22 protein-coding genes are annotated in these 22,429 nt (G+C 71.2%); 15 read left to right on the top strand and 7 right to left on the bottom strand.

Annotated features, from left to right (window positions below; genetic code table 11):
• Window positions 1-93: 93 nt before the first annotated feature.
• The 5 genes from AC1MIR_RS06640 to AC1MIR_RS06620 are packed head-to-tail and all read left to right on the top strand — an operon-like array spanning window position 94 to window position 5,239.
• Complete coding sequence (locus tag AC1MIR_RS06640) at window positions 94-1,689, top strand: hypothetical protein (protein ID WP_480027396.1); 1,596 nt, start codon at window positions 94-96, stop codon at window positions 1,687-1,689.
• Window positions 1,689-2,522 (top strand): HTD2 family dehydratase, encoded by an 834-nt coding sequence (locus tag AC1MIR_RS06635; RefSeq protein ID WP_480027395.1) that lies wholly within the window; start codon window positions 1,689-1,691, stop codon window positions 2,520-2,522. The genes AC1MIR_RS06640 and AC1MIR_RS06635 overlap by 1 nt, the downstream gene beginning before the upstream one ends.
• Window positions 2,515-3,453: a DMT family transporter gene (locus tag AC1MIR_RS06630; protein WP_480027394.1), complete on the top strand. Its 939-nt coding sequence runs from the start codon at window positions 2,515-2,517 to the stop codon at window positions 3,451-3,453. The genes AC1MIR_RS06635 and AC1MIR_RS06630 overlap by 8 nt, the downstream gene beginning before the upstream one ends.
• Window positions 3,453-4,361, top strand: a complete 909-nt coding sequence (locus tag AC1MIR_RS06625; protein WP_480027393.1) for a DMT family transporter — start codon at window positions 3,453-3,455, stop codon at window positions 4,359-4,361. Before AC1MIR_RS06630 ends, AC1MIR_RS06625 begins: the two co-directional genes overlap by 1 nt.
• Complete coding sequence (locus AC1MIR_RS06620) at window positions 4,358-5,239, top strand: MBL fold metallo-hydrolase (RefSeq protein ID WP_480027392.1); 882 nt, start codon at window positions 4,358-4,360, stop codon at window positions 5,237-5,239. Before AC1MIR_RS06625 ends, AC1MIR_RS06620 begins: the two co-directional genes overlap by 4 nt.
• Window positions 5,240-5,244: 5 nt before the next feature.
• Here AC1MIR_RS06620 and AC1MIR_RS06615 read toward each other — a convergent pair whose 3' ends face one another.
• Genes AC1MIR_RS06615 through AC1MIR_RS06595 form a run of 5 tightly spaced genes read right to left on the bottom strand, consistent with a single transcriptional unit; the run spans window position 5,245 to window position 10,851 of the window.
• Window positions 5,245-5,946: an NUDIX hydrolase gene (locus AC1MIR_RS06615; RefSeq protein ID WP_480027391.1), complete on the bottom strand. Its 702-nt coding sequence runs from the start codon at window positions 5,944-5,946 to the stop codon at window positions 5,245-5,247.
• Window positions 5,939-6,748: a nitroreductase family protein gene (locus AC1MIR_RS06610; RefSeq protein WP_480027390.1), complete on the bottom strand. Its 810-nt coding sequence runs from the start codon at window positions 6,746-6,748 to the stop codon at window positions 5,939-5,941. The genes AC1MIR_RS06615 and AC1MIR_RS06610 overlap by 8 nt, the downstream gene beginning before the upstream one ends.
• Window positions 6,749-6,752: 4 nt before the next feature.
• Window positions 6,753-8,792: an acetate--CoA ligase family protein gene (locus AC1MIR_RS06605; protein ID WP_480027389.1), complete on the bottom strand. Its 2,040-nt coding sequence runs from the start codon at window positions 8,790-8,792 to the stop codon at window positions 6,753-6,755.
• Window positions 8,789-9,940, bottom strand: coding sequence for an acyl-CoA dehydrogenase family protein (locus AC1MIR_RS06600; protein ID WP_480027388.1), 1,152 nt, complete (start codon window positions 9,938-9,940; stop codon window positions 8,789-8,791). Before AC1MIR_RS06600 ends, AC1MIR_RS06605 begins: the two co-directional genes overlap by 4 nt.
• Complete coding sequence (locus AC1MIR_RS06595; RefSeq protein WP_480027387.1) at window positions 9,940-10,851, bottom strand: SDR family NAD(P)-dependent oxidoreductase; 912 nt, start codon at window positions 10,849-10,851, stop codon at window positions 9,940-9,942. The genes AC1MIR_RS06600 and AC1MIR_RS06595 overlap by 1 nt, the downstream gene beginning before the upstream one ends.
• A gap of 120 nt (window positions 10,852-10,971) precedes the next feature.
• Here AC1MIR_RS06595 and AC1MIR_RS06590 point away from each other — a divergent pair, with 120 nt between their 5' ends.
• Genes AC1MIR_RS06590 through AC1MIR_RS06580 form a run of 3 tightly spaced genes read left to right on the top strand, consistent with a single transcriptional unit; the run spans window position 10,972 to window position 13,470 of the window.
• Window positions 10,972-11,739, top strand: a complete 768-nt coding sequence (locus AC1MIR_RS06590) for an ABC transporter ATP-binding protein (RefSeq protein WP_480027386.1) — start codon at window positions 10,972-10,974, stop codon at window positions 11,737-11,739.
• Window positions 11,729-12,493, top strand: a complete 765-nt coding sequence (locus AC1MIR_RS06585) for an ABC transporter permease (protein WP_480027385.1) — start codon at window positions 11,729-11,731, stop codon at window positions 12,491-12,493. Before AC1MIR_RS06590 ends, AC1MIR_RS06585 begins: the two co-directional genes overlap by 11 nt.
• Window positions 12,494-12,513: 20 nt before the next feature.
• Window positions 12,514-13,470 (top strand): ABC transporter substrate-binding protein, encoded by a 957-nt coding sequence (locus AC1MIR_RS06580; protein ID WP_480027384.1) that lies wholly within the window; start codon window positions 12,514-12,516, stop codon window positions 13,468-13,470.
• A 12-nt stretch (window positions 13,471-13,482) separates the two neighbouring features.
• Here the strand turns inward: AC1MIR_RS06580 and AC1MIR_RS06575 are convergent, their stop codons facing one another.
• Window positions 13,483-14,232, bottom strand: a complete 750-nt coding sequence (locus AC1MIR_RS06575; RefSeq protein ID WP_480027383.1) for a citryl-CoA lyase — start codon at window positions 14,230-14,232, stop codon at window positions 13,483-13,485.
• Window positions 14,233-14,239: 7 nt separating this feature from the next.
• Complete coding sequence (locus tag AC1MIR_RS06570; protein WP_480027382.1) at window positions 14,240-15,589, bottom strand: phenylacetate--CoA ligase family protein; 1,350 nt, start codon at window positions 15,587-15,589, stop codon at window positions 14,240-14,242.
• Window positions 15,590-15,673: 84 nt separating this feature from the next.
• Between AC1MIR_RS06570 and AC1MIR_RS06565 the strand changes: the two genes are divergently transcribed.
• The 7 genes from AC1MIR_RS06565 to AC1MIR_RS06535 form a co-directional block, all read left to right on the top strand.
• A complete protein-coding gene (locus AC1MIR_RS06565; RefSeq protein ID WP_480027381.1) occupies window positions 15,674-16,828 on the top strand; it encodes an amino acid ABC transporter ATP-binding protein in 1,155 nt (384 codons plus the stop codon).
• Between the two features lie 15 nt (window positions 16,829-16,843).
• On the top strand, window positions 16,844-17,755 hold the full coding sequence (locus AC1MIR_RS06560) for a DUF6282 family protein (protein ID WP_480027380.1): 912 nt from the start codon (window positions 16,844-16,846) through the stop codon (window positions 17,753-17,755).
• 150 nt (window positions 17,756-17,905) lie between these two features.
• A complete protein-coding gene (locus AC1MIR_RS06555) occupies window positions 17,906-19,447 on the top strand; it encodes a sensor histidine kinase (protein ID WP_480027379.1) in 1,542 nt (513 codons plus the stop codon).
• A 12-nt stretch (window positions 19,448-19,459) separates the two neighbouring features.
• Window positions 19,460-19,849: a response regulator gene (locus AC1MIR_RS06550; protein WP_480027378.1), complete on the top strand. Its 390-nt coding sequence runs from the start codon at window positions 19,460-19,462 to the stop codon at window positions 19,847-19,849.
• 150 nt (window positions 19,850-19,999) lie between these two features.
• On the top strand, window positions 20,000-20,740 hold the full coding sequence (locus AC1MIR_RS06545) for an SDR family NAD(P)-dependent oxidoreductase (protein ID WP_480027377.1): 741 nt from the start codon (window positions 20,000-20,002) through the stop codon (window positions 20,738-20,740).
• 72 nt (window positions 20,741-20,812) lie between these two features.
• The gene (locus tag AC1MIR_RS06540) at window positions 20,813-22,018 is read left to right on the top strand and encodes an acyl-CoA dehydrogenase family protein (RefSeq protein WP_480027376.1); all 1,206 of its coding nucleotides are present in this window, start codon (window positions 20,813-20,815) and stop codon (window positions 22,016-22,018) included.
• Window positions 22,011-22,429: phosphotransferase (locus AC1MIR_RS06535; protein WP_480027375.1), on the top strand; the 419-nt coding region annotated here is incomplete at its 3' end. The genes AC1MIR_RS06540 and AC1MIR_RS06535, both read left to right, overlap by 8 nt.

The following is a 22,429-nucleotide window of genomic DNA, read 5'->3' as shown; positions in this document are numbered from 1 at the left end:
CGCGGCGGCGGCGGGGCAGCCCTGCCCCGGATGCGCCGCAATACGATTGCAAGATGCGCCGCCGCGCCCAAGGATGCGCCGCCGGTCACACGCATGAGCCCCCCGCCATCCCGCCCCGCCCGCCCGGCCGAAGCCGCCGAGGCCGCCGCCCCCCCGCTGGGCCTGTCCGGGCTGCTGGCGCGCGCGCCGCGGGCGCTTGCGTTGCTCCCGGCCGCGGCCTTCCTGCTGATGGTGCTGGCGCCGCCGTTGAACCACGACGTGGCTGCCATCCTGAACTTCGCCGAGCGCTGGGTGGGCGGGGAGCGGCTCTATCGCGACCTGATCGACGTCAACCCGCCGCTGGTCTTCGTGCTCACCGCAATCCCGGCCGCCATCGCGAAATGGACCCCGCTCGACGGGGTGCAGGCGCTGCTGCTCTGCGTGCTGGCCTGCTGCCTGGCCGCCTGGCGCATGACCGCGCGGCTGCGCCGCGACCGCGCCGAGGGCGTGGTGGAGCGCGCGGTGCTGGACGCGCTGGTGCCGCTGGCGATCCTGCTGCCGGCCTATGATGTGGGGCAGCGCGAGCACCTGATGGCGCTCTTCGCCATCCCCTATGCCTTCCTGGCCGCCAGGCGGATCGAGGGGCCGCCGGTCTCGCGCCCGCTGGCCTGGACGGTGACCCTGGCAGCGGCGGTCGGCTTCGCGCTGAAGCCGCATTTCCTCGCCGTGCCACTGCTGGTGGAGGCGCTGGTGCTGCTGCGCCGCGGCCCGGCTGCCGCGCTGCGCGACCCCCTGCCCTGGGGGATGGCGGCGGTGTGGCTGCTCTATCTCGCCTCCCTGCCGCTGCTGTTCCCCGCCTATCTCGATTTCGTCGTGCCGCTGGTGATGGGCTTCTACCTGGCCAATGGCGGCATCGGGCTGTTCGACGTGCTGCTGACCGCGCCCTTCGCCCCGGCCGCGCTGCTGCTGGCCGCCCTGGCGCCCTTCGCCATGCGGCGCAGCGCCGGGGCGACGGCGCAGGCGCTGCTGGCCGTCGGCGTCGGCGGCACGCTCTCCGCCTGGGTTCAGCACAAGGGCTGGAGCTACCACATCGTGCCCATGGCGATGACGGGCGCGCTGCTGGTGGGTCTGCTCGCCGCGCGCTGGATGGATCGCGCCCTGCCGCCCGTCCGCGCCGCCGCCGCCGCGCCCGGCTTCGCGCTCGCGGTCGCCGTGGCGGTGGCCCTGCTGCATATCCGCGGCGAGAGCCCCTGGCGGCAGATCTGGTATTTCGAGCTCCGCGACGGCCAGATCGCCACGACGCTGCGCCGCGAGGTGGCCGGCGAGCGGCTGCTGGTGCTCTCGCCCGACATCTACCCGGTCTATCCGGCGCTGAACTATGCCCGCGCCCGATCCACGCTGCGCACCATGAACCTCTGGCTGCTGGTCGGCGCCTATCCGGACTGCCCCGAGGGCGCGCCGCGCTATCGCGAGACCTGGGAGATGAGCCGGCCGGAATTCCTGGTCTATCGCACCGTGGCCGAGGATTTCGCGCGCGCGCCGCCAGCCGGCGTGCTGGTGGCGAAGAATTCCGGCATCCCGCGCTGCGGCGCCGAGGATTTCGACCCCATCGCCTATTTCAGCCGGCACCCTGCCTTCGCCGAGACCTGGCGGCGCTATACCCGCGTGGTCCACATGGACACCTACCTGCTTTATCTGCGCGAGGATTGATGTCTCACGAGGACTATGTCGGCCGCAGCGAGATGCGCGAGGACCGGCTCGATGCGCGGCTGATCGAGGGCATGGCGGCGACGCTCGGCCTGCCGGTGCCGGACGTGCTGCCGCCGCTCTGGCACTGGATGCTGTTCCAGGACTGGGTCATGCCGGACCGCATCGGGCCGGACGGCCACCCGAAGCGCGGCGGCTTCCTGCCGCCGGTGCATGACCTGCCGCGGCGCATGTGGGCGGGCGGACGCCTGCTGTTCCACGACGCGCCGCTGCGCGCGGGCGATGCGGTGCGACGGACCAGCACCATCCTCTCGGTGCAGGAGAAGTCGGGCGGCTCCGGGCGCCTCGTGTTCGTCACGGTGCGCCATCGGGTGGAAGGCCCGGCGGGCCTCGCCATCGAGGAGGAGCAGGACATCGTCTATCGCGGCGCCGAGGGCGCGGCCGTGAAGGCGGCGCCGGCCGCGCCCGACTGGCCGGGCGCGGCGCGGCGCGACCTCGTGCCCGACCCGGTGATGCTGTTCCGCTACTCCGCCCTGACGGGCAACGGCCACCGCATCCACTACGACCACCCCTATGTCACGCAGGTGGAGGGCTATCCCGGCCTGGTCGTGCATGGCCCGCTGCAGGCGACGCTGATGGCGGCACTGGCGCTGGAGACGACGCCGGGCGCGAGGCTGCGCCGCTTCGCCTTCCGTGGCCGCCGCCCCTGCTTCGACGGCCGGACGCTGGCCGTGCTGGCGCGCGCCGCGGGCGGCCAGGTGGAGGTGGAGACCCGCGACGACACCGGCGCCACCTGCATGCAGGGCGAGGCCGTGCTGGACCCGGCGGGTGCCTGAGGGCCCGCAACGCGGGCTTCCCCTGACGCAGGACGCGCTGCGCGGCATCGCCACGATCTCCGCCGGCTATGCGGTGATCTCGGCCGCCGATGCGGCGGTGAAGTGGGCGCTGCCCGAAGTCGGCGTGGCGATGGCCATGATCTGGCGCGGCGTCTTCGGCATGGTGGCGATCGCGCTGCTGTCGCGCGGGCGGCGGCTGCGGCCACGGCGCGTGCCGCTGCTGGCGCTGCGCTCCACGCTGCATTGCCTGGTGACGGTGGCCTTCTACCTCGCCTGGTTCAACCACTTCCCGCTGGCCGACAGCTACGCCGTGAACGCCGCGGCGCCGCTGATCATGACGGTGCTGGCCATTCCGCTGCTGGGCGAGAGCGTGGGATGGCGGCGCTGGAGCAGCACGCTGCTTGGCTTCGCCGGCGTGCTGATCATGCTGCAGCCGGGCGGCGAGCTTTGGCGCTGGGAGACGGCGATGATCCTCGCCGGCACCTGCACGCTGGCGGTGACGCGGATCTGGACGCGGGTGCTGGCGGCGACGGACACGCCGCAGGCGATCGCCTTCTGGCTGCTGTTCGCGCATGTGCCGATGGGTCTGCTGATGCTGCCGGCCTTCCCGCCCGTCGGCGCGATCCTGCCGGCCTGGGAGGTGGCCTTCGCGCTCGGCTTCCTGGGCCTGGCGAATGGCTGCGCGCATTTCCTGTTCGCCCGCGCCTTCGCGATCGCGCCGGTCTCCGTGCTCGCGCCCTATGAATACACCACGCTGCTCTGGGGCGGGCTGCTGGGCTTCGCGATCTGGGCCGAGGTGCCCTCCTGGACGACGCTCGGCGGCGCGAGCCTGGTGATCGCCGCGGGCATGTACAACCTGCATCGGGAGCGGATCCGGCGCGCGCAGAACCGCTCCATGCTGCCGCCGCCGCAGCCGGAGCCGCGTGTCTGATGCCGCTGCGGCACGACATGCGGCGCGGCGTGCTGTTCATGCTGGCCGCCTGCGCGATCTTCACGCTGATGAGCGCGCTCATCAAGGCGCTGGGCGACCGCATCCCGGTGGCGGAGATCATGTTCTTCCGCAGCGCGCTGGCGGTGCCGGTGGTGCTGATGGTGGTGGCGCGCGCGCGGCCCGGCCGGCCGGTCTTGCAGGCCCTCAAGACCAGCCGCTTCCCCGGGCACCTGGTGCGCGCCGCCACGGGCACCGCCGCGCAGGCCTGTTCCTTCTACGCCCTGGCGCTGCTGCCGCTGGCCGAGCACACGGCCCTGACCAACACCACGCCGCTGTTCGTCACGCTGCTGTCCATCCCCTTCCTGGGCGAGAAGGTCGGCATCCATCGTGCCGGCGCGGTGCTCGCCGGCTTTCTCGGGATCGTCGTGATCGCCATGGGGCAGGGGGCCTTCGCCGGCGGGCTGGAAGGCGCGGCGCAGCTCGGCGTCGTGGTGGCGGTCGCGCAGGGCGTCTTCTCGGCCGGCACCACGCTGATGGTCCGCACCCTGTCGGGCACCGAGGCGAGCACCACGATCACGCTCTGGCAGTCGCTGCTGATGACCGCCTTCGCCGCTGTGGCCCTTCCCTTCGTCTGGGTGACGCCGAGCTGGTGGGAGCTCGGCCTGCTGATCATGGTCGGGCTGCTGGGCGGGGCGGCGCAGATCCTGATGACCGAGGCCTGGGCCAGCGCGGAGGTCTCGGCGCTCTCGCCCTACAGCTATACGGCGCTGCTCTGGGCGATCCTGTTCGGTTGGATCGCCTTCGGCGACGTGCCGGGGCTGGCGACGATCGCGGGCGCCTTGCTGATCGTGATCGCCAGCCTCTACATCCTGCACCGCGAACTGGTGCGGCGGAGACGCGGCAAATGAGTCTGTCCTTCCTGCGCGAGGATGCGCTGCCGCATGGCGCGGTCGAGGAGGTCGTGCCGGGCGTGCGGCGCATCCTGTGCGCCAATCCCGGCCCCTTCACCTTCCGCGGCACGAACACCTATGTGATCGGGCGCGGCCGTGTCGCGGTGCTGGACCCCGGCCCGGCCGACGCGGCGCATCTGGCGGCCATCCTGCGCGCGATCGAGGGCGAGCATGTGGGGCATATCCTGGTCAGCCATACCCATCGCGACCACTCGCCGGGCGTCGCTGCGCTGGCCGCCGCGACGGGCGCCAGAAGCTTCGGCTTCGGCCCGCACCTGACGCCGGCGGAGGCGGGCGGCGAGGGCGGCGACCATGCCTTCCGCCCCGATGTCGTGCTGCCCGATGGCGGCGTGGTGGAGACGGACGAGTTCCGCCTGACCGCGCTGCACACGCCCGGCCATTGCGCCAACCATCTCTGCTTCGCGCTCGAAGGTTTTGGGGACGGCGTGCTGTTCAGCGCCGACCATGTGATGAGCTGGTCCACCACGGTGGTGAGCCCGCCCGATGGCGACATGGCGGCCTACATGGCCTCGCTCGCGAAGCTCGCCACGCGCGACGACCGTCTCTACCTGCCCGGCCACGGCCCGAGGCTGCCCGAGCCCGCGCCCTTCGTCGCCGCGCTGGCGGCGCATCGGCGCGAGCGCGAGCAGAAGGTGCTGGACGCGCTGCGCGTCGCGCGGCGCGCGACCGCGGTGGAGCTGGTGCCGCCGGTCTATGGCCCGGAGCTCGATCCGCGCCTGGTGAATGGCGCCGCGCGCAGCCTGCTGGCCCACCTGATCAAGCTGGCGGCGGAAGGCCAGGCCGCGCGCGATGGGGATGCCTTCGAAGCGCGGTAGCGCCGCTACGCGTCGATCGTGCGGTTGTCCATCCCGCGGAAGCAGATCATCGGCCGCGTCGCGCGCGCATCCGGCGGCATCGCCACCCACTCGGCGAATTCCGCCAGGATCTTGTAGGTGATGGCGGCGAGCTCCGAACTCCGCGCCTTCGACAGCGGATACCACTCGAGCCTCTCGAGCTCGCCGGAGCCGCCGATCTCGCCCGCCAGCCGCTCCGCCGGCGCCAGCAGGAAGCGCGCATTGAAGCGCATCGCGCGGGAGGAGGGCGTGACCGCGCGGCAGAGATAATCGAGCGCGGAGAGGTCGGCGAGCAGGCGCGTGCCCTTCCGTTCGCCGAGGATCAGCCCCGTCTCCTCGAACAGCTCCCGCACCGCCGCGACGCCGAGCGCCCGCGCGAGGGAGGGCGGCGCGCGATGGCGCAGCATCGCCTCCGTCTCCGCCCGCAATTCGGAGGCGACCTTCACGCCATGGTCGGCGCGGTCCACGCGGCCGCCGGGAAAGACCAGCACGCTCGGCATGAATTTGTGCTTGGCGTGGCGCATGCCCATCAGGATCTCAGGCTCGCCGCCGCCCTGCCGCCACACCACCAGGCTGGCGGCATGGCGTGGCTTCACGGCGCGCGTGCCGGGCGCGCGCGCGGCGGCGCGCTTCAGGTCGCCGCCGCCGGGATTGTCGGCGCCGCCATCGGGCCGTGGTCCGTCAGCCAAGGTTGATCCCCTTCGTCGCGAGCCAGGCCCGGAAATTCGCGCGCTCCGGCACGGAAAGCTGGCGCGCCGCATTCTCGCTCCAGGCGCAGCCTTCGGGCTTCGCGCCATGCACCTCCGGGTAGCGCGGCTTGCCCGGCGGGCGCAGCGCGTCATAGGCCGGCAGCGCGGCGGCGAGGCCGCTGTCGTCGTAGCGTTCGCGATGGACCACGACGGAAGGCGGCAGGCGCGGCGAGGTGGCGTTGCGCGAAGCGGGAAAGCCGAGCGTCAGCCCGGCGACGGGAAACACGCCATCCGGCAGTCCGAACAGGTCCGCGACCAGCGGCAGGTGGTTGCGCACATAGGAGATCGGGCAGGTGCCGAGCCCTGCCGCCTCCGCGGCCATGATGCCGAAACCCATGGCCAGCGCGGCGTCCACGCTGGCATTGAGGAAGGTGTCGACGCTGTCATTCGCATGCGCGCGGCCATGCAGCGCGCAGACCTGCCGGCCGCGCCGGATGTCGCCGCAGAAGATGAGCAGGACCGGCGCGTCCTTGATCCATGGCATGCTGCCGATGGCATCCGCGATCGCCGCGATCTTCTCGGGCGTCCGCGTGACGAGGATCGAGTACTGCTGCAGGTCCGACTTCGCGGGCGCCGATTGCGCGCCGGCCAGCACCGTGTCGAGCAGCGCGTCCGGCACCGGATCGGGTTTGTAGCGTCGGGTCACGCGGCGATCGAGCAGCAGCGCGAGACCATCGGTGATCTCGGCGGGCTGGAAGGGCAGCGCGCCGTAGCGCGCGCGGATCAGGGCTTCGGCATCCATGACGTCAGGCTCGCACGATCCAGGCATCCGCGACAGTCACGCCCTGACCCTCGGCATGGACGATGAGCGGATTGATCTCCGCCTCCTTCACGGCGTCCAGCGCGGCAAGGCGGGAGACGGCGACCACCGCCTTCGCCAGCGCGTCCAGGTCGCCGCGCGGCAGGTTGCGCCAGCCGGAAAGCGGCATCAGCGCGCGCACCTCCGCGATCATCTCCCGCGCTTCGTCCTCACCCACCGGAGCCAGACGAAGAGAGATATCGCGATGCAACTCGGACAGGACGCCGCCGGCGCCGAGCAGCACCACCGCACCCGCCTCCGGGTCCCGCCGGAAGCCGAGGATCGCCTCGGCCAGCCCCTTCGCCATGGGCTGCACGAGGATGCCGCTGATGCGGGCCTCCGGCGCAGCCGCGGCGACGCGCATGCGGATGCCAGCGGCCGCGTCGCGCAGCGCCGCCTCATCCGGGATGTTCAGCACGATGCCGCCGACCTCGGTCTTGTGCGCGATGTCTGGCGACAGGATTTTTGCCGCGACCGGGTAGCGCAGCCCTTCCGGCGGCGCGTCCTGCATCACCACGGCGTCCGAGGTGAGGCCGAGCGCAGCGAAGACCGCGCGCGCATCCGTTTCGTCGGGCGCATCCGGGATCGTCACGGCAGGCGCGGCCTGCGCGGCGACATCGCGTGGCGCACGCCAGGCGCAATAGGCGGCGATGGCATCCGCCGCGCCCTCCGGCGTGCGGAAGGCGGCGATGCCGGCCTCCGCGAGCAGGCGCAGCGAGGCCTCGGCCTGCGGCGCGAGGAAGGCCGCGACGGGCTTGCCCGGCAGCCTCGCCGCCTCGACCAGGCCCGCCACGGAATCCTGCGGGCGGAACTGCGCCGAGCTGCCGATCACGGCCAGCGCAAGGTCGGTGTCCTCCGCCGCGCGCAGCCCGTCCAGCGCGGCCATCACGCGATCCGGCTTGGTGCCGGCCAGCGTCATGTCGAGCAGCCGCGCATGCGTCGGCAGCTTCGCGGCCTCAAGCTTCGCGGCCGCTGCGGCATCGGGCTTCTTCGCCTCGATCCCGCGCACGCCGAGCGCATCCACGGCCAGCGCGCCGCCGCCGCCCGTGGTGGTCATCACGCCGACGGCGCGATGCGCGCGCGCGGGCGGGCGGCGGCCCGCGACGAGCGGCGGCAGTTCCAATAGCGCTTCCAGCATCGTGACGCGCAGGATGCCATGCGCGCGGAAGAAGGCGTCGGCGGCCGCATCCGTCCCGGCCAGCGCGCCGGTGTGGCTCGCGGCCAGCTCCGCGCCGAAGGGCGAGCGGCCGAGCTTCAGCGCGACGATGGGCTTGCCGAGTGAATGCGCCTTTCGTGCCGCCTCCGCGAGCTTTTCGGGCGCCCGGATCGCTTCCATGAACAGGCACACCACGTCCACCTGCGGATCGTCGAGCAACAGAGAAGAAATCTCGCCGGTGGTGAGGTCCGCCTCGTTGCCGGTGCCGATCAGGTGCGAGAAGCCGAGGCCGCGCGCCGCGCCGCGCGACAGCAGCGCGCCCATCATCGAGCCCGATTGCGAGACCAGCGCGACGCGACCAGTGGCGATGCTCTCCGCCTCGAAGGCCGCATTCGTCGTCAGCGCGATTCTTTCGGACGTATTGATCACGCCCATGCTGTTCGGGCCGAGCAGTCGGATGCCGGCCTGCTTCGCCGTCGCGACCAAGCGCGCCTGCAAGGCCGCGCCTTCGGCGCCGGCTTCCGCGAAACCATCCGCCAGCACGCAGGCCACCGGGATGCCGCGCGCCGCGCAGGCGGCGATTTGCGCCTCCACCTGTTCCGTCCCGAGCAGGACGTACGCGAAGTCGATGTCGCCCGGGATGTCTGCCAGCGAGGCATAGCCGCGCTCGCCCAGCACTTCGGCCGCACGCGGATTGACCGGGAACAGTTCCCCGGAAAACCCGTGACGCCGCAGGTAGCGTTGCGGCCGCGCCGTCAGCCGCCCTGCATCCGCCGAGGCACCGACCAGCGCAATGCGCCGCGGCGACAGCAGCGCCTGAGCGAGGCTCACTTCGGATTGCGCTGGGGGAAAGACCGCCCGAACACGCCCTCCGCGATGCGGTTCTTCATCATCTCGAGCGAGCCGCCGGCGATCATCCAGCCGCGCGTCTTGCGCACGCAGTATTCGATCAGCAGGTCCTGGCTGTAGCCCGTGCCGCCCATCACCTGCATGGACTCGTTCGCCGCCATCCAGCCCGCCTGATTGCATGCGTACTTTGCCAGTGCGATCTCCTGCGCGTCCGGCAGCCCGTCGCCCGCGTTCACGGCCGCGCGGTAGAGCAGCAGCTGCGCGCTATCCAGCGCCACGCGCATCTCCGCGAATTTCCACTGCAGGCCCTGGAATTCCGACAGCGCCTTGCCGAACTGCTTCCGCTGCTCGGCATGCGCCTTGGCCTGCCGGAAGCAATATTCGCCGAGCGCGAGCGCGCGCGTGGTGTTGCCGCAGCGCTCCACGTTGAAGCCCGCGATCTGCTTGCGGAACCCGCCCTCGCCTAGCAGCACGTTCTCCGGCGGGATGAAGACGTTGTCGAAATACAGCGCGCACCAGGTCTCGCCATTCATGTAGCGGCTGGGCTGGCCGAGCCGAAAGCCCTCCATCCCCCGCTCGACGATCACGCTGCCGATGCCGTTCACGCCCGGCCCGAAGCGGCAATAGACCACGAAGACCCCGGCATCCTCGGTGTTCGAGGTGAACACCTTGCCGCCATTCAGGCGCCAGCCATTGCCGTCCTTCGTGCAGGTGGTCTTGAGGTCGGTCAGCGCCGAACCGGCATCCGGCTCCGTCATGCCGACCGCCGCGATGGTCTCGCCGCGCAGCAGCGGCGCGAAATACTTCTCCTTCTGTGCCGGTGTCGCGTATTCGGCGAAGGTGCGGAACGCACCGAAATTCCCGGCCTGCAGCACGTCCGCGCTGCGCGGGCAGACGTACGCAATCTGCTCCATCGCCAGCACCGCGTCGAACAGCGATCCGCCCTGGCCGCCATCCGCTTCCGGCAGCATGATGCCGAAGAGGCCGTTCTCGGCCATCAGCTTCGCCACGTCCCAGGGGAAGCGCTCGTCATGCGCGCGTTCCAGCGCGCCCTTCGCCAGGTGCGTCTCCGCGAAGCGACGGACGGAATCCTGGAAGGCGACCTGCTCTTCGGTGAGCCGAAACCGCATCAGACGGGGTCCCACGAAAAGACGTCGCCGCTGCGATCGAGCGGCAGGAAGGCGCTGCGCAGCGCGGGCATCGCCGTCTCCGCGATCGCCTCCGGCGTCCAGCCCTCGCCGCGATGCGTGCTGCGCACCGGCCGCGGCTGGCTGAACACGAAGATCTCGTTCATCCGCGCGGCGAAGATCTGCCCCGTCACGTCCTTCGCCGCGTCGGAGGCCAGATAGACCGCGAGCGGCGCGTTCTTGTCAGGCGTCATCTGCTGCAGCCGCGCGACGCGCGCCTTCTCGGCCTCCGTCTCCGCCGGGATCGAGCTCGTCATGCGGCTCCAGGCGAAGGGCGCGATGCAGTTCGACCGCACGCCGAAGCGCTGCATGTCCAGCGCGATGCTTTTCGAGAGCGCCGCGATGCCGAGCTTCGCGGCGGAGTAGTTCGCCTGGCCGAAATTCCCGATCAACCCCGAGGTCGAAGTCATGTGCACGAAGGCGCCGGAGCCCTGCTTCCGAAAATGCTCGGCGGCGGCGCGGGAGACGTAGAAGGTGCCGTTGAGGTGCACGTCGATCACCGCGCGCCAGTCCTCCACGCTCATCTTGTGGAAGATGTTGTCGCGGAGGATGCCGGCGTTGTTGACCACGATGTCGATGCGCCCGAAGGCGTCGAGTGCCGCCTGCACGATCCTCTGCGCGCTGTCCCAGGCGGCGACGCTTTCGGTGTTCAGCACCGCCTGGCCGCCGCGCTGCGCGATGATCTGCACGGTCTGCTCGCCGGGCGTCGCGCTGGTCGGGCCCTGGCCCGTCAGGCTCGCGCCGATGTCGTTCACCACCACCTTCGCCCCGGCGATCGCCATCGCGAGCGCGATCTCGCGCCCGATGCCGCCCCCCGCGCCGGTGACGACGGCCACCTTGCCCGCGAGCATCATGCAGACTGCCCCTTCCTTCAGCAGCGGCTTTCTAGTCCCCGGCCGAAGATGCGTGAAGCCGGGTTGCCCCCGCGCAACCTCGCACGTAAATGTCCGGACAAGGGCCCGGGGGAGATCGGAATGGGATTTGTCGCCCTGGAGGGCGTTGGCAAGGTGTTCCAGGGCCGCACGGGCAGCTGGGAAGCCGTGCGCGACTTCACGATCTCGCTCGACGAGGGCGAGTTCTTCTGCCTGCTCGGCACATCCGGCTGCGGCAAGACCACCGTGCTCAACATGCTCGCCGGATTCGAGGCGCCGAGCAGCGGCCGCATCCTGCTTGATGGCCGGCCGGTGACCGGCCCCGGCGCCGATCGCGGCGTGGTCTTCCAGGGCCATGACAGTCTGTACGACTGGCTCACCGCGCTCGACAACATCGGCTTCGGCCTGCGCCTGCGCGGCCTGCCGCGATCCGAACGGCGCGCGACGGCGGAGCGCTTCCTGAAGATGGTCGGGCTGACCGGCCAGGGCGCGAAGCACCCGTCGGAACTCTCCGGCGGGATGAAGCAGCGCATCCAGATCGCGCGCGCGCTCGCCAACGATCCGCGCATCCTGCTGATGGACGAGCCCTTCGGCGCGCTGGATGCGATGACGCGCGCGGTGCTGCAGGCGGAACTGTCGCGCATCTGGGCGGAGACGAAGAAGACCGTCCTGTTCATCACGCATGACATCGAGGAAGCCTGCGCGCTGGCGACGCGGATCGGCGTGATGAAGCGCGGCCCGGGCGGCACGCTGAAGGCCGTGGTGCCGGTGGACCTGCCCTTCCCGCGCGAACGCACCTCCGACGGCTTCATGCGGGTCTTCCGCGAGGTGCACGCCCTGATCCACGAGGAGATCCACGGTGGCCACTAGCCGCGCGGCGACCATCGCCGGCTATGTCGGCGGCTTCCTGCTGCTGTTCGCGATCTGGCATGTCGCGGCGGTCTATCTGGTGCGCTCCGCCCTGTTTCCGTCGCCCTGGCCGGTCTTCGAGCGTGCCTGGCTGCTGATCGAGGACGGCATCCTGCAGGACCAGATCGTCGCCTCCATGCGGCGCATCCTGCAGGGCTTCCTGATCGGCAGCGCGGTGGGCGTGCCGATCGGCCTCGCCATCGGCAGCTTCCGGCCCGTGCGGATGCTGCTGGAGCCCTGGACGGAATTCTTCCGCTTCATCCCGGCCGTCGCGATGATCACCGTCTCCGTGATCTGGTTCGGCATCGGGGAGGAGAGCAAGATCTTCCTCATCGCCTACGCCACCATCTTCGTGGTGATCATCTCCACCGCCGCCGGCGTCGGCGCGGTGGGACGGGACAAGATCCGCGCGGCGCAGTGCCTCGGCGCCTCGCGGCTGCAGATCTTCGCGCTCGTCGCGCTGCCGGCCACCGTGCCCTACATCCTGACCGGGATGCGGGTGGCGATGGCCAATGCCTTCGTGACCATCGTGGCGGCGGAACTCGTCGCCTCCAATGACGGGCTGGGCAAGATGTTGTGGGACGCCCGGCTCTTCATGCAGATCGAGGAGATCTTCGTCGCGCTGATCTCGCTCGGCCTGCTCGGCTTCCTCACCGACCGCGTCTTCCGCCTGCTGATCCGCGCCTTTGCGGGCCGCTTCAACCCGACCATGTGAGACACAGGGAGAACACAGGAATGCTTCGCCGTCATCTTCTCGCCGCCGGTGCGGCCGCCGCGCTGCCGATGCCCGCCTTCGCGCAGGGCCGGCCCATCGCCATGACCATCGCGACGGGCGTGGACCCGTCCTTCGCGCCCTACTATGTCGCCAAGCAGGGCGGCATCTTCGAGCGCAACGGCCTCGACGTCACGCTCAACACAGGCCCGTCCGGCTCCGCCATGGTCGCCTTCCTGATCGGCAACCAGATCAACTCCGCCTATGGCGCGGAGCAGGCGGGCGTCTCCGCGCATCTGGTCGATTCCAACGTCGTCGCGGTGTGCGAGGGCACGGCGCTGCTGCGCTGGATCAGCGTGCTCGGCCGCAACATCACCAGCATGGACCAGCTGAAGGGCAAGCGCGTCGGCGTCGCCCGCGGCACGGGCAGCGAGACCTTCTGGCTCTCCGTCGTCTCCAAGCTGAACCTCAACCCGGCCGACTACACCATCGTGAATGTCGAGGCGCCGGAGATGGTCGCGGCGCTGGAGCGCGGCAACATCGACGCCTTCGCGGTGTGGGAGCCCTGGCCGACGCGGGCGATGCGGGCCATCCCCAACACGCATATCCTCGTCTCGAACGAGTCCATCCAGATCGTCCGCAACTTCGTCTACATGAACAAGGGCTGGGCCGAGCAGAACGGCGAGGCGACGCAGCGCTTCATGCGCAGCCTGATCCAGGCGCAGGAGCTGTGCGCGTCCAACCCGGCCGAGGCCGCGGCGCTGGTCGCGCGCTTCCTGCGCCAGGACCGCGCCTTCGTGCAGGAGCTGATGACGAAGGTGGCCTACCAGATGAACCTGACGCCGGATTCGGTCGCCAACATCCAGCTCGCGATCGACCAGCTGCGCGGCATGAACCGCCTGTCGAAGGAGGTCACGCCGCGCGAGGTGATCTGGACCGGCCCGCTCAGCCAGGTGGCGCCGGACCGCGTGAAGATCTGAACGCCGGGCTGGTCAGGCGGGGGGATCCTCGTAGGGGATCTCCTCCTCCACCAGCTTCCAGATGTGGCGCGCGGTGGGGTTCTGCTGTTCCTCCGCGATATGCGCGGTGAGCCCCGCCGAGCGCGACACGACGGAGACGCCGCGCATGATCGCCAGCGGCATCCCGATCTCGAGCAGCAGCGCGGCGAGCGCGCCGGTGGCGTTGATGGTCAGGTGGCGGCCATGGAGCGCGTCCACCGTCCGGCCGAGCTGCTGCAGCAGGGCGATGTAGTCCCCCTTCATGCCCGCTTCCTGTGCCACGCGGAACAGCCGCGGCGGGCGCGGGTCGTCGGGCTTGTGGAAGGGGTGGCCGAAACCCGGCATCGGCTTCTTCGCCGCGCGATGCGCCTGCACGACGTCCCTGCACCACGCTTCCTTGTCGTCCTTTCCGATGCCTTCGGCGAGCAGCTTCGCGCAGCCATCCATCGTGCCGGCGAAGACATCGCCCACCGCCAGCAGCCCCGCCGCGATGCCCACCTGCACCTGGCTCGGCGCGCTGTCATAGGCGAGCCGCGCGATCATCGAGGTCGGCGTCCAGCCATGGTCCATCAGCGTCACCAGGCAGGCGTCCAGCACGCGCGTCTGGCCGGGCTCCGGCATGCGACCCACGGCCAGCAGGTAGAAGACCTCGGTGAAGCCGTGCTTCCCGATCAGCTCCTCCACCAGGTCGCGTCCCCGGAAGCGGATGGAGGTGGCGTCCGATCCGGCCAGATGTGTCTTCATGCAGGTCTCACTCCGCGTCGCTGAAATCCAAGAGCTTCGTCTTGTACTCGCTTCGCCCGAGGCTGCCATGGGGCACCAGCGTCACCCGCGCGGAGGCGACAAGCGTGGCGCGGATCGCCGCCTCGATCGCCGCGGCGAGGCCCTCGGGCGGCGGCGCGGTGCCCGGGCCGAGCTCCACCTGCACGGGCAGCGGCGGCTCCTGCCGCACGCCGCGGGCGCGCGGGCGGATCAGGATGGCGCCGCTGACCTGCGGCACGAAGCCGGCCACCACCGCGCGCAGGGCCGTGGGAAAGACGTTCACGCCCCGCACGATCACCAGGTCGTCCGTGCGGCCGATGCAGCGCACGCGCGGCGTGGTGCGGCCGCAGGCGCAGGGCGCGTTCCACCAGGCGACATGATCGCGCGAGCGGAAGCGCAGCAGCGGCACCGCTTCGCGCGTGAGCGCGGTATAGACCAGCTCCCCCGTCGCGCCGTCCGTCTTCTCCACCGGCTCGCCCGTCGCGGGATCCACCAGCTCGACATGCACATGGTCGCCGCCGGCGAAATGCATGCCCCGCTGCGCATCGCATTCGCCCCAGAGCGAGATCGAGACGTCGCCGATCCCCATCGCCTCGCACAGCCTTGCGCCGAAGGCGGCTTCCAGCCGGTCGCGGATCGCCGCCTCGCCGCCGCCCGGCTCGCCCGCGACGCAGATGCGCCGCACGCCGAGCGCGTCCGCCGCGATGCCGCGCTCCGCCAGCACTTCCGCAAGATGCACGGCGTAGGACGGCGTGCAGAGGAGCGCCTCCGGCTTCAGCAGCTGCAGCGCGCGGATCAGGCGCTGCGTGTTCCCCGTGCCGACCGGGATGTGGCAGACGCCGAGCGAGGCGATGGTGTCGAGCGCCGCGCCCGCCACGAAGGGACCCGCATTATAGGTGCTGACGGCGCGCATGCCGCGGCGCAGCCCGGTCGCGGTGTAGCTGCGCGAGGAGATCTCGATCCAGCTCGCCAGATCCTTCGCCGTGATCGGCATGTAGCAGGGATCGCCCGTGGTGCCGCTGGTCGAGTAGATGCGAACCAGGTCGTCGGGATCGGCGGCGAGGTGGCGGCCGAAGGGCGGCGCCTCCGCCTGGCTGCGGCGGATCTCGTCCTTCTCCGTGAAGGGCAGGCGCGACAGGTCCTCAAGCCCGCCGCAGGCCGTGGCGTCCGCGAAGCCGGCCGCGCGCAGCTTGTCCGCGTAGAAGGGGGAGCGGTCGAACAGGGTGCGCAACTGCCGGCGTAGCGCCGCATCGTCGCGCGCGCGCTGCGCCGCCGGATCGCGCGTCTCCACCTCGGGCTGGAAGATCATGTCGTGCCCCACGCCTGCGGTTGCCGGCATGGTCGCCGAGGCCGGGCGGATCGCGCAACCGGCCCCCCGCCATCGCCCGGCTGTCCCGGCGGGCGCCATGCGATAGACTGGGCCATGCCCTCGACGTACGAGAACCCGCGCTACCCGCCCGCGCCCACGCCGCAGGGGGCGCAGCATCGCCCGGTGGTGATCGCCGGCGCCGGGCTGGTCGGGCTCACCCTCGCCCTCGATCTCGCGCGGCACGGCGTGGCGGTCACGGTGCTGGACGAGGACGACACCGTCTCCTTCGGATCGCGCGCGATCTGCTTCGCCAAGCGCACGCTGGAGATTTTTGGGCGTCTCGGCATTGGCCACCGTTTCACGGAGAAGGGCATCACCTGGAAGACCGGCCGCGGCGTCCACCGCGCCCCCGCGGCCGGCCGGCCGATGCCGGCGATTCGCATGGACCCGCTCACGCGCCAGAGGATAGTGCGCGCAGCCGGGGCGTCCATGCTTGACCCTGCGCGGCATGGCCCGGACATTTGGCGCATGGCGTTCCTGCACATCGAGGGTCTCACCGCCAGCCATGACGGCCGCAACGACGTGCTGCGCGACGTCTCGCTGCGGGTCGAGCAGGGCGAGGTGGTCGGGCTGATCGGGCCCTCGGGCTCCGGCAAGTCCTCGCTGCTGCGCGCGCTGGTCGGGCTGCTGCGCCCGCGGGCCGGCCGCGTGACCATCGCCGGCCAGCCGGTGGACTATGGCAGCCGCGCCAGCCTGCGCGCCGCGCGCGACCGCTTCGCCATCGTCTTCCAGCAGTTCAACCTGTTCCAGAACATGACCGCGCTGCGCAACGTTGCCATCGCGCCGACCCTGGTGAAGAAGCGCCCCGCCGCGGAGGTCGAGGCCGAGGCCACTCGGTTGCTGGAGCGCGTCGGCCTGGGCGCCAAGCTCAACGCCTATCCGGACGAGCTGTCGGGCGGCCAGCAGCAGCGCGTGGCGATCGCGCGTGCCCTGGCGCTGCGCCCCGACATCCTGCTGCTGGACGAGGTGACGAGCGCGCTCGACCCCGAGCTCGTCACGGAGGTGCTGGACACCATTCGCGCGCTCCGCGACGAAGGCATGACGATGCTGGTCGTGTCGCACGAGATGGCCTTCATCCGCGAAGTGGCGAGCAGCGTGGTGTTCATGGATGCCGGCCGCGTGGTGGAGAGCGGGCCTCCCGCGAAGATCTTCGACGCCCCGGACAGCGCGCGCCTGAAGGACTTCACCGCCAAGATCCTCCGCCACTGAACAAGGACCGCGCCGATGCCCTGGACCCCGCCTGGATCGCATCTTCTGCAGGGCGCCATAGACTGTCATGTGCATTGCGCGCCGCATCTGAACGGCCGCTCCGTCAATGTGTTCGAGGCGGTGCGCCAGGCGGCCGCCGCCGGCATGCGCGGCATCGGCATCATGTGCAACTTCCAGAACACCTCGGGCTATGCCGCGCTGGCGAACCAGGAGCTCGGCCATCTCGGCTGCCACGCCTTCGGCGGCGTCATCATGCAGCCCACCGCCGGCGGCGTGACGCTGGAAGTCGCCAAGGCCGCCATCGGATACGGCTACGGCCCGGGCACCGGCGCGCGCTTCGTCAGCCTGCCCACCCACCACACCCGCTACATCGCCGAGCGCGAGGGCCGCAGCCCCGCCTTCCTGGAAACCACCTTCCAGGTGCCGCCGAACGGCCGCGTGCCCGATCCGGTGCCGGCCATCATGGAGCTCTGCGCCGAGAAGGACGTGGTCTTCGATTGCGGCCATGTCGCCGGGCATGAGGCCGTGGCGCTGGCCGAGGAGGCGCGGCGCCGCGGCGTCACCCGCCTGCGCAGCCATGGCAGCCGCTACGCGGAGGACGAGATCCGCGCCATCGTCGCGCTCGGCGGCCATGTCGAGCTGTCCTTCTTCATCCTCACCCACGCCACCCAGGTCGGCCTGACGCATGTGGACGAGGAGAAGCACCGCATTTCCGGTGGCGCAACGATCCACGATTTCGCGCCGCGCATCCGCGCCGCGGGGGAGCGCTGCATCCTTTCCTCCGATGCGGGCGTGTTCCTGCTGCCGCCGCCCGTGGAGGCGTTCCGCGAATACCTGCTGCTGGTCGAGAGCGTGGGCTTCACCGAGCCAGAGATCCGCCGCATGACGGCGACGAACCCGGCAAGGCTGTTCGGCCTCCCCGATTGACACGCGACGCGTGTGATCCTGACCGTCAGAGCGCGCAGGGCGATCAATCCGGCGTGACTCACGAACCCGTGTGCCGGAGAAAGGCGGCGCTTCCGGCGCGGCCGGCCTAGCTTGGCTCGAGTTCTTGTTGCGAGCAGGGCACACGGCTCCATGTCATCGCTTCTGGCGGCCGGCTGGCCGCCCCGTCTCGCGACGCCCGGATTCTGCGCCCTCGTGACGCCGGAACTGGCGTGGTTGCACCTGCTTTCGGACCTTGCGATCGGCATGGCCTATCTCTCGATTCCGACAGTCCTCGTCCTCGTGCTGCTGCGGCGACGCGATCTTGCCTATCCCTGGCTTGTCGGGCTGTTCGCGCTGTTCATCACGGCCTGCGGCCTGACGCATCTGGCGCATGCCTGGGCGATGTTCAGCCCGGCGCCGGTCACCGAGACGCTGCTCAAGGCGATCACCGCCGCCATCTCCATCACTGTCGCGGTGATGCTCTGGCCGGTGCTGCCCAGGCTGCTGGCGCTGCGCTCGCCCGCGGCGCTGGAGCGCGAGGTGATCGAGCGCCGCGCCGCCGAGGAACGCCTCGCGACGTTTCTGGCGAACCTCGCCGAGGCGGTCTTCGTGGTGCGGGTGCTTCCGGACGACAGGCTCGAGATCGAGACGGTGAACCCCGCCTTCGAACGCATGTTCGGCGTGCCCGCGGAAAGTCTCGCCGGCGCCGCCCCCGAGGTGCGCCTGCCGCCGCAGCTGATCGAGCATGCCCTGCCGCGCTGGCGCATGGCCGCCGCGCAGGGGCAGGCCATGGAATACGAGATCACCGCCGACCTGCCCGCGGGTCGCATGACCTGGCACACCGTCCTGGTGCCGCTGCGCGGCGCCGATGGCCGCGTCGAGCGCCTGCTGGGCTCGGCGCGCGACGTCACCGCCACGCTCCGCCTGCAGGCCGGGCTCGTGCAGAGCGCGCGGCTGGCGACGGTGGGCACGATGTGCGCCGGCCTGGCGCATGAGGCGAGCCAGCCCCTCAACACCGCGGCGCTCTGGCTGCGCCGGGCGCGGGCGACCGGCGGCGGATTGCCCGATGTCGAACGCGCCGGCTTCGCGCGCGCCATCGCCGTGGTGGAAGACCAGCTGCGCCGGGCCGGCGAGCTCGTTGCCCGCATCCGCTCCCTGGCCGGGGCGGAGGGCGAGGCGGATGCGACCTTCGACGCGGCCCAGCCGGTCGCGGCCGCCATGCGCGTTGCCGCGGCGCAGGCGGCCGCGGATGGCATCGCGCTGGAACTGCGCCCCGCCGGCACGCCGCTGCCGGTGCGCGGCAGCGCCGGGCGACTGGAGCAGGCGGTGATGAACCTTCTCGCCAATGGCCGCGACGCCATCCTGGAGCGCCGTCGCAGGCAGTCCGACGCCCCGGCCGTGCTGGAGGTGCGGCTCGCGGAGGAGGCGGGCTCGGTCGTCGTCGAGGTGCGCGACACCGGCACCGGCATCCCCGAGGCCGCGGCCGATGCGATCTTCGATCCCTTCTTCACCACCAAGGAGCCGGGGCGCGGGATCGGCCTCGGCCTGACCTTCGCCGCCAGCGCCGCGCGCGCGATGGGCGGACGCCTGGACGCATGGAACCGGGACGGCGGCGGCGCCACCTTCCGCCTCGACCTGCCGCTGGCCGAGGCGTCGGCCGACCCGGTGCCCGCGCGCCCGGTGCCCGCCTGAGGCGATCCGGCGTTGCAGGAAGCCCACGCACCGCGGCGGATCCTTGTGGCCGAGGACGAGATCCTGGCCGCGATGGCCATCGAGGACGAGCTGGTGAGCGAAGGCTACGCCGTGGAGGTCGCCGCGGACGGCATGGCGGCGCTCGAGGCGGCGCAGCGCCACATGCCGGACCTGCTGCTCACCGATCTGCGGATGCCACGCCTGGACGGCATCGGGCTGATCCGCGCGCTGCGCGGCATGGTGCCGCTGCTGCCGGTGGTGGTGATGACGGGCTATGGCCCGTCCGCCGGCGCCGCCGCGTTCCGCCAGACCGGGGAGGGGCCTGTGGCCCTGTTCCCGAAGCCGGTGGACATGGACGCGCTGCTCGCGGAGCTGCGCCGCCTGCTGCCGCTGGCCGGATAGGCGGCAGGCGCCTTGGCCTGGTCGCGCGCCGTGCCGCTAGACTGGGCTTGAAGGCGATTCGATCGTCCCGCGCGAGGAGGCATTGGCGATGATGATGCACATGCGGGCGCGCTGCCCGGTCGGCCGGCGGGCATGACGGTATTGTTCTCCTTGGCCGGCCGGGTCGCGCTGGTCACCGGCGCGTCCGGCGGCCTCGGCGGGCATTTCGCGCGCGTGCTGCATGAGGCCGGCGCCGCCGTGGCGCTGGCCGCACGGCGCGAGGAGAGCGTCGCCGAAGCAGCGGCGGCGCTCGGCGACCGGGGCATGGCCGTCGCGCTGGACGTGACCGACACAACCTCGATCGCCGCGGCGCTGGATGCGGTCGAGGCGCGCTTCGGTCCCTGCGACCTGCTGGTGAACAACGCCGGGATCGCGGTGACGAAGCCCGTCCTTCAGCAGGAGCCGGCCGACTGGGACCAGGTGATGGATGTGGATTTGCGCGGCGCCTTCGTGATGGCGCAGGCGGCGGCGCGGCGCATGGTCGCGGCCGGGAAGGGCGGCGCCATCGTCAACATCGCCTCGGTCGGCGGGATGCGCGTGATCGGCGGCGTCGCCGGCTACACCGCCGCCAAGGCCGGGCTGCTGCATCTGACGCGGCAGATGGCGGTCGAGCTCGCGCGCCACCGCATCCGCGTCAACGCGCTCGCGCCGGGCTACATCGAGACCGACATCAATCGCGCCTTCTTCGCGTCCGAGCCCGGCCAAGCGATGGTGAAGCGCATCCCGCAGCGCCGCCTCGGCACGCCGGACGACCTGACCGGCCCGCTGCTGCTGCTGGCCAGCGAAGCCGGCGCGCATATGACGGGCAGCGTCGTGACCGTGGATGGCGGGCACAGCGTCAACGCGCTGTAGCGGCCCGACCCTCCCCCAACACAGGGGGAGGGCCTACTATGCGCCGAACGCCAGCGCAGCCGGAACGCCGACATGGATTTCTCCCTCCCGCCCGAGATCGACGCCGTTCGCGCGAAGCTCCGCGCCTTCGTGGATGAGCGGCTGATCCCGCTCGAAGCCGAGCGCGCCAACTACGACGAGCACGAAAACATCCACCCGGATGTGCTGAAGCGCCTGCGCGCCGAGGCGAAGGCGGAGGGCCTCTGGGCGCTGCAGATGCCGAAGCATCGCGGTGGCGGCGGCCTGCCCGTGATCGGCATGGCCGCCTGCTACGAGGAGATGAACCGCTCGATCTTTGGCCCCGTCGTGTTCAACAGCGCGGCACCCGACGACGGCAACATGATCGTGCTGGAGAAGGTCGCGACCGAGGCGCAGAAGGCGAAGTGGCTGCAGCCCATCGTGGACGGCGCCGTGCAGTCCAGCTTCGCGATGACGGAGCCCGATGGCTGCGGCAGCGATCCCGGCCTGACCTACACGCGCGCCGAGCGCGTCGGCAACGACCGCTGGCGCATCACGGGGCGCAAGCACTACATCACCGGCGCCGGCGAGGCGCAGCACTTCCTGCTCATTGCCCGCACGAGCGATGATGAGCGCAAGGGCCTCACCTGCTTCCTGTTTCACGCCGACCAGCCGGGATGGCGCATCCTCCGCCGCATCCCGATCATGGGACCCGAGGAGCATGGCGGCCATTGCGAGCTGCGCTTCGACGGGCTGGAAGTGCCGGACGAGAACGTGCTGATGGGCGTCGGCGACGGCCTCAAGCTCACGCAGATCCGCCTCGGCACCGCGCGCCTCACCCATTGCATGCGCTGGCTCGGCATGGGGCGCCGCGCGCTGGAGATCGCGATGGAGCGCATCCGCGCGCGCGAGAGCTTCGGCATGAAGCTGATCGACCGCGAGAGCGTGCAGGGCCTGATCGGACAGGCGGCAATGGAATTGGAGATCGGGCGGCTGCTGACGATGAAGGCGGCCTGGGTGCTGGACCAGGGCGGCTTCGCGCGCAAGGAGGTCTCGATGGCGAAGATCGTCGTGGCCGATGCGCTGCACAAGTCGGTAGACACCGCGCTGCAGCTTCTGGGCGCGCGCGGCTATTCCAAGGATACGCCGATCGAATGGATGTATCGCTACGCCCGCCAGGCCCGCCTTGTGGACGGCGCGAGCGAGGTGCACCGCATGGTGCTGGCGAATTTCCTGCGTCGCGAGGGCACCGACTTCTTCCAGTGGGGCGCGCATGGATGAAGCGCGCCTGACCCGCCTGCGGGACTGGCTGGCCGCGGCTTGCGGCGACGCATCTCTCCGCATCGCGAACGTCCAAAAACTATCGGGCGGGGCGATCCAGCAGAACTGGGCGCTGGACGTCGAGACCATCGCGGGTGCGCAGCGCTGGGTGCTGCGCACCGACAGCGCCGCGGTGCTCGCCGTCAGCCTGCCGCGCGCTGCGGAATACGCGCTGCTGAAGGCGGCCTGGGATGCCGGCGTGACGGTGCCGGAGCCGCTGTTCCTCTGCGAGGATCCCGGCGTCACCGGCGCGCCCTTCTTCGTCATGCGCCGCGTCGGCGGCGCCGCCCGCGGCCCCCGCGGGGGGAAGGGTTGGTCTCGGGGCGGCGGCCGCGAGAGGCGTGCGCCGGCGCAGGGCCGCGCGCTTGCGCC

It is taken from the genome of Falsiroseomonas sp. RANM36, from assembly GCF_056682175.1.
The sequence above is the reverse complement of the archived record's forward strand: the minus strand, read 5'-3'. Positions and strand labels throughout refer to the sequence as shown.

Coding starts and splice junctions, on each gene's coding strand:
- AC1MIR_RS06640 (WP_480027396.1), top strand. CDS start 94: ATGAGCCCCCCGCCATCCCGCCCCGCCCGCCCGGCCGAAGCCGCCGAG.
- AC1MIR_RS06635 (WP_480027395.1), top strand. CDS start 1,689: ATGTCTCACGAGGACTATGTCGGCCGCAGCGAGATGCGCGAGGACCGG.
- AC1MIR_RS06625 (WP_480027393.1), top strand. CDS start 3,453: ATGCCGCTGCGGCACGACATGCGGCGCGGCGTGCTGTTCATGCTGGCC.
- AC1MIR_RS06620 (WP_480027392.1), top strand. CDS start 4,358: ATGAGTCTGTCCTTCCTGCGCGAGGATGCGCTGCCGCATGGCGCGGTC.
- AC1MIR_RS06610 (WP_480027390.1), bottom strand. CDS start 6,748: ATGGATGCCGAAGCCCTGATCCGCGCGCGCTACGGCGCGCTGCCCTTC.
- AC1MIR_RS06600 (WP_480027388.1), bottom strand. CDS start 9,940: ATGCGGTTTCGGCTCACCGAAGAGCAGGTCGCCTTCCAGGATTCCGTC.
- AC1MIR_RS06595 (WP_480027387.1), bottom strand. CDS start 10,851: ATGATGCTCGCGGGCAAGGTGGCCGTCGTCACCGGCGCGGGGGGCGGC.
- AC1MIR_RS06590 (WP_480027386.1), top strand. CDS start 10,972: ATGGGATTTGTCGCCCTGGAGGGCGTTGGCAAGGTGTTCCAGGGCCGC.
- AC1MIR_RS06580 (WP_480027384.1), top strand. CDS start 12,514: ATGCTTCGCCGTCATCTTCTCGCCGCCGGTGCGGCCGCCGCGCTGCCG.
- AC1MIR_RS06575 (WP_480027383.1), bottom strand. CDS start 14,232: ATGAAGACACATCTGGCCGGATCGGACGCCACCTCCATCCGCTTCCGG.
- AC1MIR_RS06570 (WP_480027382.1), bottom strand. CDS start 15,589: ATGCCGGCAACCGCAGGCGTGGGGCACGACATGATCTTCCAGCCCGAG.
- AC1MIR_RS06565 (WP_480027381.1), top strand. CDS start 15,674: ATGCCCTCGACGTACGAGAACCCGCGCTACCCGCCCGCGCCCACGCCG.
- AC1MIR_RS06560 (WP_480027380.1), top strand. CDS start 16,844: ATGCCCTGGACCCCGCCTGGATCGCATCTTCTGCAGGGCGCCATAGAC.
- AC1MIR_RS06555 (WP_480027379.1), top strand. CDS start 17,906: ATGTCATCGCTTCTGGCGGCCGGCTGGCCGCCCCGTCTCGCGACGCCC.
- AC1MIR_RS06540 (WP_480027376.1), top strand. CDS start 20,813: ATGGATTTCTCCCTCCCGCCCGAGATCGACGCCGTTCGCGCGAAGCTC.